Consider the following 13,028-nt stretch of genomic DNA (forward strand, 5'->3'; position numbering starts at 1 on the left):
AATCGCTCATGGCTCATTTGCAACGCACCCTGTCATTAGGGTCGGTGGTGCTGTTCGGCATCGCCTATATGACGCCGATCATTGTGCTCGGCACCTTCGGTATCCTGGCGCAATCCACTGCGGGTATGGTCCCTGCCGCTTATCTGGCAGCGCTTGTGGCGATGTTCTTCACCGCCATGAGTTACGGGCGCATGGCCTCGGCGTTTCCGGTCGCCGGTTCCGCCTACAGCTACGTGCGCAAAGCCATCAGCCCGAAACTGGGGTTTATCGCCGGCTGGGCAGTGCTGCTCGACTACCTGTTCCTGCCCATGGCGATCTGGCTGATCGGTGCGGCGTACCTCAACTCAGCGTTCCCAGCGCTGCCGCAGTGGATCTGGGTGTTGGCGTTTATCGGCATCACCAGCGCCATCAATATCGTCGGCCTCAAGCTGGCGAACGGCATCAATGCCTTGCTGATGCTGGTGCAGTTCCTGGTGTTGATTGCGTTTGTGGCGCTGTGCATCCACTACATCGGTGGTGATGCTAGCAAGCCTCTATGGACGACCGCTCCGTTCTTCAACGGCCAGATGCAACTTCCGCTGATCATGAGCGGCGCGGCCATCGCTTGCTATTCATTCCTGGGCTTTGACGCGGTCAGCACCCTCACCGAAGAAACCCGCGACCCGCGCCGCACCATCCCACGAGCGATCATGTTGATCACCCTGATTGGCGGGCTGATTTTCGTGGCGGTGTCCTACTTTGTGCAGATCGCGCACCCGTCTTTCGAATTCACCAATGTGGATTCGGCGGCGTATGAAATCGCGCGCAACATCGGTGGCGACTTGTTTGTGTCGATCTTCCTGATCGGCCTGATCGTTGGCCAGTTCGCCTCGGGGCTGTCGGCCCAGGCCAGTGGTTCGCGCTTGTTGTTTGCGATGGGCCGCGACGGCGTGTTGCCCAAGTCGTTCTTTGGCACCCTGCATGCGCGCTTTGGCACACCGGTCAACAGCATCCTGTTGTGCGCGGTGGTGGCGCTGCTGGCGTTGAAGCTGGACGTGACCACGTCCACATCGTTTATCAACTTCGGCGCCTTCCTGGCGTTCAGTCTGGTGAACCTGTCGGTGATCTTCCATTACTGGATCGGCGCCAAGCAACGGGGTGTGCGTGAGCTGATCCTGTTCCTGGTATTCCCGGCCATCGGCCTGCTGGCGGATTTATGGCTGATGGTCAGCCTCGATCACCTGGCGATTTACCTGGGCTTGGCGTGGTTGGCGATCGGGGTGGTTTACCTGGGCTTCCTCACCCGCGGTTTCTCTCGACAGCCACCGGAAATGGACTTCCAGGAAGCCGCATAGAAGCTGCAGGCCTATCCTTATTGCAATAGGTTCTCGTTTGGGTGCATGATTTGTGTTACTGTATAACGCATCAAAAGCACCCAGACGCCCCGGAGGCCTTATGAAAGCTGGTATCCATCCCGACTACCGCACCGTGCTGTTCCACGACACCGCCGCCGACGTGTTCTTCCTGATCGGCTCCACCGCCGACAGCGACCGCACCCATACCCATAGCGACGGCAACCCTTACCCCTACATCCCGCTGGACGTATCCAGCGCCTCGCACCCGATCTACACCGGGCAACAGCGCAAGACCCAGGTCGAAGGCCGGATTGCCGGGTTCAACAAGCGTTTTGCTTCGTTTGGTTCGCGCCCGAAAAACGCTGAAGCGTGAGGCATGTTGGTTTCACCTCGAAGGCTGCTCTGGTTTCTGGAGCGGCTTTTTTTATGCGTTGATGTCGGAAAGCTATCACCTTTTACGAAACCTACTAAACTGTTTAGTAATGGCCAGGAAGGCAGACCCCAACCTAAGGACCGCACACCGACGATCCGAGGTGTCTCATGGGAGAGTCAGTTACGTTCACCGATACCGACCGCGCCGTGGTGCTGTTGATTGATGCCCATCCGGAGGTTCTCCACAGACTCACGCACCTGTTGCGTCTGGAACCTTTCGACCTGCACAGCGCCACTTGCGCTGCCGAGGCTTTGGCCATCCTGGCCAGCCAACCCATCGACCTGGTGATGAGCGCCGCGCGCCTGCCGGACATGGACGGTGCTTCGCTGCTGGCTCATGTCCACCAGCGCTATCCCCACACCGTGCGCATTCTGCTGACAGGCGAGACCGACCTGACGCTGATCGTCAAAGCCATCAATGAAGGCGAGATCTACCGCTACCTGAGCAAACCCTGGAAAGATGAGGAGTTACTGCTGGCGCTGCGCCAATCCCTGGCCCACCAGCATTCCGAGCTTGAACGCCTGCGCCTCGAACAACTGATCCAGCAGCAGAACGATGAACTCAAGCAGCTCAACGCCACCCTGGAAAAACGTGTGGCCTCGCGTACCAGCGAGCTGCAACAGACCGCCGACATGCTCGACCTGGCCTACGAAGAACTCAAGCACAGCTACGCCACCGGCACGGAGGTGTTCTCGCTGTTGGCCAACCTGCGCCTGCCCCGCGCCAAGCAGACCAATCGGCAAATCATCGAACTGGTACGCACCTGGTGTGTGGCCCATGGTGTGGACGAGGCCAGCAACCGTGACCTGACCATGGCCGCCGCGCTTTACAACATCGGCAAGCTGAGCTGGAGCGACAGCATGATGGCTTCACCCTCGGACCTGCTGCACGGCAGCGACCGTGAACGCTATCGCGCCTACGCCACCCAGAGTGAATCACTGCTGATGACCCTGGACCCGATGAAGGATGCCGCGCGGTTGATCCGCCATCACCAGGAACGCTGGGACGGCAGCGGTTTCCCTGACCACCTCAAGGGTGAAGCGATTCCCGCCGGCTCGCGTCTGCTGAAACTTGCGGTGGATTTTATTGAGCTGCAAAAAGGTCTGATCCTGGAGCGGCAGATGAACAGCGACGAGGCGCTGCTGTACATCCGCAAATACGCTGGGCGGCTGTATGACCCGGTGATGGTCGAAGATTTTGTAATGGTCTGCGCCATCTACCTCAAAGACGTGACCTTGGGCGACCCCAGCGTCAAAGTCCTTGGCACCCGCGAGTTGGAGGAGGGAATGGTACTGGCGCGCAACCTCAATGCTGACAACGGCATGCTGTTGCTTAACGCCGGCAAGGTGTTGAACCTGCCGTTGGTGGACAAGTTGATTGCGTTCGAGGCCATGGAAGGCGCGCGCTACAGCTTGTTTATCAAGGAGCAAACTGCGCCCCCCGGCTGAGCGCGTTAAAGGATGTGGGAGCTGGCTTCAGTCAAACCGCTATCGCAGGCAAGCCAGCGCTCACATTGATTGCGGTGTGCCCGGGCGCATGTGATCCTTACGGCCTTTACCGCCAAGGAAGACTTTTCATGACCTCCACGATCCGCATCGCCGCTGCCCTCCTGATCGGCGCTGACGGCCAGACCCTGCTGGTGCGCAAGCGCGGCACCCAGGCCTTCATGCAACCCGGCGGCAAAATCGACGCTGGCGAGCAACCCGCCGAGGCCTTGGCCCGCGAGCTGCACGAAGAACTCAACCTGCGTATCGAGCCCAGTGCCGCCGTCTACCTCGGCACGTTTTCCGCACCCGCGGTCAACGAGCCGGGGTTCACCGTGGAAGCCGAGTTGTTCCAGGTGCAGATCGACGTTGTGGTAACCCCCGCCGCCGAAATCGAAGAGGTACGCTGGATTGACCCGGCCGGCGATGGCGGCCTGCAGTTGGCGCCCTTGACGCGCGATTTGATCCTGCCATTTTACCGCTCGTCGCTGAACGCATGATGGTTCGCACGCTGGGGACGCATCACGCCGAGGCCTATCGTGCATTGATGCTTGAGGCCTATGGCGCCTATCCCCAGGCGTTCACCTCCAGCGTGGCGGAGCGTGCCGCGATGCCGTTGAGCGGGTGGGAAAAACGCTTGAGCAGTCCGCTGGACCGGCTGCTCGGTGCTTTCGAAGGCGATGAACTGGCCGGCATTGTCGGCCTGGCGTTTGAAGCGCGAGAGAAAGCGCGGCACAAGGTGACGCTGTTCGGCATGTATGTGAACGCGGCCCACCAGCAAAAAGGCCTGGGCCGTCAGTTGGTCGAGGCGGCATTGGAAGAAGCGCGCAAACAGCCGTGCCTCAAGGTGATTCGACTGACCGTCACCGCCGGTAATGACGCGGCGTTTGCCTTGTACCAGCGCTGCGGTTTTATCCAATACGGCCTTGAGCCATTGGCGGTGCGCGTCGGCGTCGATTACTTCGACAAGATCCACATGTGGCGCGAACTGGAAGATCACTGATGTTCAATGTGGGGGGGGCTTGCCTGCTCCCACACTGGATCGTAGTGTTCTTAAGTCAGCGAACCGCACTCACCCCATCCAACGTTGAAAACGACGTGTCCTTGGCTGTCAGCAAAAAATCGCGCATATACGGTGCGTCCAGCATGTCCGCGCGAATCCCCGCGTACAGCGTCGCAAACAAGCCTTTCTCGCCCAGGCGCTTGGCCTTCACGTAACCGCGCGAGCTGTATTCATGCAGCGCCCAATGCGGCATGCCGCACACGCCACGTCCGCTGGCGACCAGTTGCATCATCATCACTGTCAGTTCCGAGGTGCGCACTTGGGCGGGTTCCACGTCGGCCGGTTCCAGGAAGCGGGTGAAGATGTCCAGCCGGTCGCGTTCCACCGGGTAGGTGATCAGCGTTTCGGTCAGCAGGTCTTCCGGCACGATGTACGCCTTGTTCGCCAGCGCATGCTGGTTGGCCACTGCCAGCATGGCTTCGTAGGTGAACAGCGGCACATAGGTGATGCCCGGCAGTTCCAGCGGGTCGGAGGTCACCACCAGGTCGAGGTCGCCGCGCGCCAGGGCCGGTAGCGGCGCGAAGGCGAAACCGGACGCCAGGTCCAGCTCGACTTCCGGCCAGGCATCGCGGAACTGGTCGATGGTCGGCATCAGCCACTGGAAGCAGCTGTGGCATTCAATCGCCATGTGCAAACGCCCGGCAGTGCCGCCGGCCAAGCGCGCGATGTCCCGCTCGGCGCCGCGCAGCAAGGGCAGGGTGGCGTCGGCCAGTTGCAACAGGCGCAAGCCGGCGCTGGTGAAACGCAGCGGCTTGGTCTTGCGCACGAACAATTGCATGCCCAGGCGCTCTTCCAGCTCTTTGAACTGGTGGGACAGTGCCGACTGCGTCAGGTGCAGGCGTTCGGCGGCTTCGACCAAGCTGTCAGCCTCGCGCAGGGCGTGCAGGGTTTTCAGGTGACGGATTTCGAGCACCGGAGACTCCATGAATAGAATTGATTTTTGATTTGAAGTGCTTGAATTCTATTCATGATTACGTGGCTCCACAACGCTGTCACCCCTCTACAGCGTCATATTTCCTTGAAATGCAGTATCGCAAACGGCTTACCGATGCTCCCGCGCCAGATCGGCGTGACCTGGTTGCTACCACTTCCTTGTGCCTGGATTTGCTGCCATTTCAGGCCCTGCCGGCGTTGGCTGGGAATCTTGAGGTGAGCTTTGACGAACGTGTCGAATTGCCTTGGCGTACTGCTTTCGTAGTGAAAGTGGGCGTACCACAGAACTTGCGGGGCCGCGCTACGCAGGTCGCGGACCTCGTATTCCTGCATAAAGTCCGGGCGACCGTCCTGGCGTTTGCCCAACGCTTCAATCGGACCTGTTTTGCGGATATCGACAATGGGATTGGCGTCCGTTCGTTGTGTCAGCAGGTAGTCGAGGTAGCCTTCGGTCGGGGTCTGGCTTTTACATATTTGCTCGATTCGTAACTGACGCCCCTGCTCAGTCAGCTCTGTGGCGGTGCGACGAAGTTCCGGGAGAATGCTGGCCTGAGGGTCAAGCGCCTCGATGTGACGTGCTTGCAGGTTCAAAGAGTCGGCTTCACTGGTCATCATGAACTCCAGATCGTTGGGGCTCATGCCCCGCCGAGCGTAGCCCTCAACGGTTGTCCGGTGGGCCGAGACACCCTCCAGGCGGTATCGGGCCGCTTGTAGCGTGGCCGGCAGGTCTCGCGCAGTCGGCTGCCAAGGCGTCGAGGGCAATGGGTTGGTCAAGTGAAACCTGCCATTGGGCGTTTGTTCCCAGATTTGCTCGTGACCACGTGGGCCGGTCATGGTGTACCGACGTGGCTGCCCGGCTGCCGACGGCGCGGTTTCGCCGATCAGCAATACATTGTCGACCGACTCGAACACCCTTCTGTTGCTGCCGCGCGGGGCGGGCGTCGATTGGTAGGTCAGTGCCTTTTCGGCCAAGCCCCGGATTTTTTCGATTTCCGTGTGCATCATTTCCACGTAAACATCATCGAAGTGCATCGGCGCGCTCGCTCGCCAACTGTTCAACTGCCGCCGATAGTTACCGTAGACCGCGATGCAGTAACGCAGGATTTGATTACGCTGGGCCGGGCCAGCTCCTGCTTCGAGCAGGTGCAGTTGCAAATAGAGTGCGCGGCTCAATGTATTCTCGGCATTGCGCAACGGGCCTTGCAGGTAGTGCCAGGAAACATCCTGTTCTGGGTGGCGACGAACAATCAGGTCCATCAATTCACCGGCTTTCATGTTCACCAGGTGGCGTTCGGAGAGTCCCCGGTTAATTGTTTCTGCAGCGTTGACCATGATTGTGCGGGAGGGGCCTTGCACCAGCGGCAGCCAGTGATTCATCTGTTCGATGGCAGTGTCCAGGCGCCTTAAGTACTCGTAGGTTTGCACGCGCAGGCGCCTGACCTGCGCGCGCTGGGCGGTCCGGGCGGCGAGTTGATCAAACGGCAGGCTGTTGAGGTGGGCGAGGGCGGCATTGGTTTCGTTACCCGTCTTGAAAAACAGTCCGAGACTAAACTTGACCTGGAACTGCGCGCAGTGAACAACGTCTTGCGCGGTATCGCCCCGTGCTTTTCTGAGCAGGCTGGCGCGGTTGCCCCGCACATGCGAACTGATGCGCACCAAGTCGGCGTCCATGACTTTCGCGAGTGCGATCAGTTCGTCCATGACCCGTTCAATATCGGAAATCACCGACAAGTCATTCGCGGCGTAACGTGGCAGCAGCACGTTGATCCGCTGTGCGAGCGCACCCATAGACTGCTCAGTGCTGGCGATACGGCCCATCAACCGCTGATGCTGGCGCCACGTGTGGTCAGTCCACCAGCGTGGCAGCCATTCGCGAATGGCGGCTGGCCACAAGGGGTCCATCTGGTCGGCCAGATGCCCGAGCAGGTTGCCGCCACCGGCCAGGCCACCGTCTACCAAAGTGCCATACAGGCCGCCATGGGTGTCCCACTGGCCACGCTCATTCAGGCCGATCGGCTGCTTGTAGGTTTTGCTGCGGGTGCCGCTCAAGCGCAGGGCGCGCAGGTGCTTGTCGTATTCCACCTGATAGGTAAGGCCCTGATGAAGGATAAAATCACCCTCAGCGTGGCGGTATACCTGGCGGTAAATGCCATTGGCCTGGGGCTGCAGATCGGCCAGTGACAGCGGTTTTTCATAGGCGTACCCCTCGAAGCGCAAGCGCGTAGCCGCAGGTTTTTGCCGTGGCAATGCGCTCCAGAACGGTTGCCGGTGCAGCGCTCGGGACGCCTGGCGAACGCGTGTGAGTTGGCGCGCGGCCCGGGCGCTGGCTTTAGGTGCGCCCATTGCTGGGGCTATGTCTAACAGCGCATACACCAGGGACTCGAATACCGCCACCAGTTCGGTGATCCCATGGAAGGGTTTGCCTTGGCGAAACGCGTCGACGGCGTTGTACAAACTGATAACCCCGTCGCCGAGGTTGACCGCAGTACCGATCACCGGTAGCACACCCAGCGCGATCTTGATCCCCTTGAACAAGGTGTCACTCTGCAACGCGTACTTTTGCAGCGTCAGGTCGGCATTCGAGCGCGAGTCATTGCGATGCGACTGGAGCAAGCGTCCCATGTAGGCATCCAACTGATGGGCGGCCAACGAGGTGGAGGTCGGCCAGGAGAGGCCCACGCCGATCATCGCGTCAAACCCCTGCTGATGGGCAAGCTGCAGCCGCGACAGATGCCCAGCGACCGCGCCCTCCAACGCACATCCGGCCACATAGCGGGCCATGCTGTCTTGCGCACACCGATCGAACAGCGCCTTGCGCGCCTGCTCTAGGTTGGCGTAGGGCCGCAGGCATTGACCATCCGGCACCTCAGGCAGGTAGAGCAGGGTCTGGCCACTGTTCTGCTCCTCGATAAACGTGATCCCGGACAAGGTGATCGTGCTGGCTCCGCCGGTGTCGCCAGTGCCGGCGCTCAGGTGCGCGGGCAGCAGGCGGATGCGCTTGCCCTCGACGTTCCACGCTTCGTTGCGGTCGGCGTCCGTGGCGATCTGCAACAGGCGCAGTGCCTGGGCGTCTATGAGGCCTTGCAAGTGCGCGCATTCGCCCTGCAGATGCAAGGTCAGGCGCCAGGGTTGCAGGAGGCATTCGCGACGGTATTGGGTGGCAAACAGGGACTCTTGGTCGTTGCCCTTGAACGTGTCGAGAATCAGGTTTTCGTACTTCTGCGCCAGGTTGAGGTCGCGTGCCAGCTTGAACAGGTACGCGTGGGTGAGGCCCGTCTTCAGGGTAGCGAGTTCAGTGGCATCGTCGGCGCGTACTGTGAGGGTCTTGAAGGCCATGCGCAGCCCGATGGCCTCGTCGATATTGCCCAGAGCCAGCGCCTCCAGTGTCATAGAACTGCGCTGGGCACTGGGCACGTTGACCACCTTCACCGGCGTACCCGGCGCCGCGCCACCGGTGGGCTCGCGACGTTGCTCGACCGAGTCCGGCAGCTCCAGTTGCACGCTGAAGCCTTGCTTGAGGGCGAAGTCCTTGCGCAGGCGCGCGTCGATCTGCCGCTTGAGATAGCCCTCGCGCTCAGGCAATGAGCGGGCGATCAATGCTTGAGCCTGCGCCAGGGCGTCAGGGAAAACCTCTATCAGGGTCTTGAGTCTTGAGTGCGCGCCGGGCGTTTGTTGCAGCCAGCTCGGCATCCGGGTAGCAAGGTGGCTGCTGTTGTTTTGCTCGATCAGTTGCATGAAGGCGGCGTCCCGCGCTTCGGCGGCGGGTACCAGCAGGGAGTCGAGGGTTCTCAGGCGCAGGTTTTCCAACGCGTTTTCCCGTTGCGACAGTAGGGGGTAGTTTGAGCGTATCGTCGCGGCCTCCGTGTCGAACGCCGTTTGCTGGCGACGCAGGCTGTCATTCAGAGGGTCTCCAGTGAGGGGGGTGTAGCTGACGGCCAGTGCCGTTTCGTCGGCTTGCAGGTGCAACAACGACTGTTCCAAATCCTGGCGTGAATTAAACCGTTGTAGCCCGCCGGCGGCGCCGGGCCAATAGAGCAGCACGCTGTGGCGTGCGTTGGCTGGGTCTGTCAACGCTTGCGCAGTGGTGATCAGAAAGGGCCCGATGAGTTCGGTGGTGCTGGCCGTCGTGCTGGAGGAGTCCAGTTGCCGGGTCAGCGACAGGTTCAAGGTGGCCGCAACCGGGCTAGTCGCCTCGCGGGCAACGGCGGGAGAGGTCAGCAGATTCTGCACCAGCGCGTGTTCGTCAGTGGTCAACTGGCCCAGGGTGTGCTGGATCAGCGCCTCGCTGAGCAGGCCACCGAGACGGGCGCTGTGCAATGCGGTGAAGTGAGTGTTGAGAGTGGGAACATCGAACACCCCCCTGGTCAACAAACCCCAGGCAGCAGTGGCAGCAGCGTCCTGATGCCCGTGTAAGGTGTCGAGTTGCTGTTTCAATGCCATCACCCTGGGGTGTTGCAAGTCCGCATTCTCGTCATTTCCCAGCCACTGCTCGATCGCCGCCAGTTGCTGCGTGATCATGCCTTGGCGTTCGCTGGCGGGGAGGTCAGCACTCAGCAGGCCGAATGTCGGCGTCGGTTGTGGCTCGTCGTGGATCAAGGTTGCCGGCAGCGCTGGAGCGGGTGCGAACAGCGCGTTGCTCTGGCGTTGCTGATCGCGTTCATCCGCCGTGATCAGCGCGCTGATACTGCCTTCGATCAGGTCGTACGCAGGCTCGCTGACCTGGGTGCTCTGATACTGGGCCTCGCCCAGTGAGGCCAGCCATTGGTTGATGCCCGTGTCCAGCGGCATGACGTGCACTTGGTAGTGGATCGAGGCCAGCGGATCGTTGACTTTGAACAGTGTTTGCTGATGGTCCAGCAACCAGCGCTCCAGATCGGTCCTGTTGCTGAACAATTGCCAGGCCGGGTCGTGGAACGGCAGGTACAACAACTGGTTGACCGGTGCGTCGCTGTCCAGCGTGACGACCCATGCGCCCGGCAACGCCAACTGCTCGCCGTTCGCGCGGGTGAGCCGCATTTGTTCGGTATACAAGTGCTGGCCGTCCAGCTCGACGGTGTGCGGATCGATCAGCACCTGCAGCACCTTGAATTGATCCGCGCGCTGTACGCGGCTGGCTTGGACAAATTGCGCGGACACCTCGAAGTGTGTCTTGTACAGCTGCGCCGCCCGTTCCCGCCGCGAGACGCCTGTGCCGGGCGCTCGGCTCATCCAGTAAGCGTTCCATCCCTCCAGCAAGGCTTGCTTGAGGTCCAGCACCCTGACCGACTCCAGCAGGCGCGTTGCCGACCAACTGGCGTAGCGATGTCCAGCGGGCAAGTTAACCACTTCACCGGCGCGCAGTGCGTCGGTCGATGCCTGGGGGTGGCCGAGAAAAAAACCGCAGGCTTCGGTCAGGTTGAAACGCGCTCTTGGCGCGGTGTCGGTGGGGAAGAAATGCAGGCTGACTCGATCGCTGTTCAGCTCCAGGCGTTGTTGCAGATACCAGCGAATTGAGGTCCGCACCGTCGGGGTTGCGGCCATCAGTGTAAGCATTTCCTCGCGACAGCGTTGCAGGCGCTGATGGGCCTGGCGCATCGCGTTCTCGTTGCTACCCAAGGCAGCGCTTGCCGAGTGCAGACGGGCAAATTCCGCGGGGGGATGCGCCGGGAGGATATCGAAGAGGGACGTTTTGGACATGGTGACGGGGCTCCAAAGGGCCGGGATTACCGGCAAACCCGTATTGAGCGCTTCACTCCCCAGGCTTTGGGGTTACATAGGTAGGTCACCGACCGTTGGGCGGCCTTCATTAAACTGTCATGGAAGTGTGGCAGCGCGCTTGAACAAACTTCATCAGACTCGCGTTCTACTGGGGTTCTGCGTTTCGGTGTATTTCATGCGCGTGTTGTTTTTACTGGCCGCTTTACTGTTCGGCCTGCCGTCTTTTGCGGCTTCTCGATGTGACGTCAATGTCCCGACCCAAACGGTCGACCTGGCTCAGGTGAGCATCGCTTACCAGAGCATCGGTCGTGCGTCCGACCCTGCCTTGTTGCTGGTGATGGGCCTGGGCGGGCAGTTGATCCACTGGCCGGACGAAGTGGTGGTCGCCCTGTGCCAACAGGGGTTCCGGGTGATCCGCTACGACAACCGTGACGTCGGCCTGTCGACCTGGCGACAGGCCCCGGCGGGCGCGAACCTGACCTTTGAGGTACTGCGCTACAAGCTCGGCTTGCCGGTGGCGGCGCCGTATACGCTGACCGACATGGCCGACGACGCCCTGGGCTTGATGAGCGCTTTGCAGGTCCAGCAATTCCATGTGCTGGGTGCGAGCATGGGCGGCATGATCGCCCAGCACCTGGCGGCCATGGCGCCGCAACGGGTCGAGAGCCTCACGTTGATCATGACCAGTTCTGGCGCCGAAGGCCTGCCAGCGCCGAATGCGGCGCTGGTGCAATTGTTATCACGGCGCAGTGCGCCCAATCGAGAAGTGGCGCTGGAGCAGCAGGCGGACCTGTTGGCGGCGCTGGGCAGCCCGAATGTGAAGGATGATCGCCAGGCGTTGCTGCATCAGGCGGCGCTGTCCTACGACAGAGCGTTCAACCCAGAAGGCGTGAAGCGCCAGATCATGGCGATCCTTGCCGAACCGAGCCGGGTGCCATTGCTCAACCAGTTGCGCGTGCCAACCCTGGTCGTGCATGGCACTGCCGACCCGCTGTTACCGGTGATGCACGGCGTGCACTTGGCGGCGCATATCCAGGGCAGCCAGTTGACGCTGATTCCTGGCTTGGCCCATCGTTTTCAAGAGGCGTTCAAGGCGCCATTGCTGGCGGCGGTGTTGCCGTACCTGCAAGCGCATCGTGAAGATGCCGCGCACTGGGCGCAGATTGACCCGGTCGCGCCTTCGAAGCTGCTGTGACATTGGTGTATCGTGCAACCTTTCCGGCACTGCTACTGCCACAAAGAACGCCAGCGAGGTTGCCTGCCATGAGTACTCCCCTGAAAATCGATTTCGTCAGCGACGTGTCCTGCCCCTGGTGCATCATCGGCCTGCGCGGGCTGACCGAAGCCCTCGACCAGCTTGGCGCCGAAGTACAGGCCGAGATCCATTTCCAGCCGTTCGAGCTGAACCCGAACATGCCCGCCGAGGGCCAGAACATCGTCGAGCACATCACCGAAAAATACGGCTCCACCGCCGAAGAGTCCCAGGCAAACCGTGCGCGAATCCGCGACATGGGGGCTGCGTTGGGCTTTGCTTTTCGCACGGATGGTCAGAGCCGTATCTACAACACCTTCGACGCCCACCGCCTGCTGCATTGGGCCGGGCTGGAAGGCTTGCAGTACAACCTCAAGGAAGCGCTGTTCAAGGCGTATTTCACTGACGGCCAGGACCCTTCCGATCATGCGACGCTGGCGATCATTGCAGAAAGCGTTGGCCTGGATATCAAACGTGCGGCTGAGATTCTCGCCTCCGATGAATACGCCGCCGATGTCCGCGAACAGGAACAGCTGTGGATCTCCCGTGGCGTGACCTCGGTGCCGACCATTGTGTTCAACGATCAGTACGCCGTCAGCGGTGGCCAGCCAGCCGAGGCATTTGTGGGCGCGATTCGGCAGATCATCAGCGAAGCCAAATCCTGAAACTGATCTAAAAAGTGGGAGCTGGCTTGCCTGCGATGACCATAGGTATCTACACAACTTTCCGCCCGATGCCCGAGCTCGGCTGAGCAGCGGTTGCTCTGGCTTTTGATCTGTTTTTGATTTTGATCTCAGGCGCCCCATCAACCACGCTGGCCGAACGCAGGCTT

General features: G+C 60.9%; 9 protein-coding genes. 7 read left to right on the forward strand and 2 right to left on the reverse strand.

Annotated features, from left to right (window positions below):
• The first annotated feature begins 8 nt into the window (after window positions 1-8).
• From AACY08_RS06425 to AACY08_RS06445, 5 genes are all read left to right on the forward strand, one after another.
• Window positions 9-1,334, forward strand: a complete 1,326-nt coding sequence (locus AACY08_RS06425; protein ID WP_339468661.1) for an APC family permease — start codon at window positions 9-11, stop codon at window positions 1,332-1,334.
• A gap of 100 nt (window positions 1,335-1,434) precedes the next feature.
• Entirely contained in the window at window positions 1,435-1,707 is a 273-nt protein-coding gene (locus AACY08_RS06430) for a type B 50S ribosomal protein L31 (RefSeq protein WP_339468662.1), read from the forward strand.
• A gap of 167 nt (window positions 1,708-1,874) precedes the next feature.
• Entirely contained in the window at window positions 1,875-3,215 is a 1,341-nt protein-coding gene (locus AACY08_RS06435; RefSeq protein WP_339468663.1) for an HD domain-containing phosphohydrolase, read from the forward strand.
• A 128-nt stretch (window positions 3,216-3,343) separates the two neighbouring features.
• Window positions 3,344-3,751: an NUDIX hydrolase gene (locus tag AACY08_RS06440; protein ID WP_339468664.1), complete on the forward strand. Its 408-nt coding sequence runs from the start codon at window positions 3,344-3,346 to the stop codon at window positions 3,749-3,751.
• The gene (locus AACY08_RS06445) at window positions 3,748-4,254 is read left to right on the forward strand and encodes a GNAT family N-acetyltransferase (protein ID WP_339468665.1); all 507 of its coding nucleotides are present in this window, start codon (window positions 3,748-3,750) and stop codon (window positions 4,252-4,254) included. Before AACY08_RS06440 ends, AACY08_RS06445 begins: the two co-directional genes overlap by 4 nt.
• Before the next feature lie 55 nt (window positions 4,255-4,309).
• On the opposite strand, the gene metR is transcribed toward AACY08_RS06445, so the two are convergent.
• Together metR and AACY08_RS06455 are read right to left on the reverse strand one after the other, a co-directional pair.
• Window positions 4,310-5,227 carry a transcriptional regulator MetR gene (metR, locus tag AACY08_RS06450; protein ID WP_049709781.1) on the reverse strand — a complete coding sequence of 306 codons (918 nt, stop codon included), beginning with the start codon at window positions 5,225-5,227 and terminating at the stop codon, window positions 4,310-4,312.
• A gap of 95 nt (window positions 5,228-5,322) precedes the next feature.
• The gene (locus tag AACY08_RS06455) at window positions 5,323-10,923 is read right to left on the reverse strand and encodes a dermonecrotic toxin domain-containing protein (RefSeq protein WP_339468666.1); all 5,601 of its coding nucleotides are present in this window, start codon (window positions 10,921-10,923) and stop codon (window positions 5,323-5,325) included.
• A 196-nt stretch (window positions 10,924-11,119) separates the two neighbouring features.
• Here AACY08_RS06455 and AACY08_RS06460 point away from each other — a divergent pair, with 196 nt between their 5' ends.
• The gene (locus AACY08_RS06460; protein ID WP_339468677.1) at window positions 11,120-12,139 is read left to right on the forward strand and encodes an alpha/beta fold hydrolase; all 1,020 of its coding nucleotides are present in this window, start codon (window positions 11,120-11,122) and stop codon (window positions 12,137-12,139) included.
• A 68-nt stretch (window positions 12,140-12,207) separates the two neighbouring features.
• Window positions 12,208-12,861: a DsbA family oxidoreductase gene (locus AACY08_RS06465; protein ID WP_339417816.1), complete on the forward strand. Its 654-nt coding sequence runs from the start codon at window positions 12,208-12,210 to the stop codon at window positions 12,859-12,861.
• Window positions 12,862-13,028: the final 167 nt, after the last annotated feature.

The organism is Pseudomonas sp. EL_65y_Pfl1_R83 (genome assembly GCF_963970695.1).
Taxonomy (GTDB): Bacteria; Pseudomonadota; Gammaproteobacteria; order Pseudomonadales; family Pseudomonadaceae; genus Aquipseudomonas; species Aquipseudomonas tritici.

Coding starts and splice junctions, on each gene's coding strand:
- AACY08_RS06460 (WP_339468677.1), top strand. CDS start 11,120: ATGCGCGTGTTGTTTTTACTGGCCGCTTTACTGTTCGGCCTGCCGTCT.
- AACY08_RS06465 (WP_339417816.1), top strand. CDS start 12,208: ATGAGTACTCCCCTGAAAATCGATTTCGTCAGCGACGTGTCCTGCCCC.
- AACY08_RS06445 (WP_339468665.1), top strand. CDS start 3,748: ATGATGGTTCGCACGCTGGGGACGCATCACGCCGAGGCCTATCGTGCA.
- AACY08_RS06430 (WP_339468662.1), top strand. CDS start 1,435: ATGAAAGCTGGTATCCATCCCGACTACCGCACCGTGCTGTTCCACGAC.
- AACY08_RS06455 (WP_339468666.1), bottom strand. CDS start 10,923: ATGTCCAAAACGTCCCTCTTCGATATCCTCCCGGCGCATCCCCCCGCG.
- AACY08_RS06425 (WP_339468661.1), top strand. CDS start 9: ATGGCTCATTTGCAACGCACCCTGTCATTAGGGTCGGTGGTGCTGTTC.
- AACY08_RS06440 (WP_339468664.1), top strand. CDS start 3,344: ATGACCTCCACGATCCGCATCGCCGCTGCCCTCCTGATCGGCGCTGAC.
- AACY08_RS06435 (WP_339468663.1), top strand. CDS start 1,875: ATGGGAGAGTCAGTTACGTTCACCGATACCGACCGCGCCGTGGTGCTG.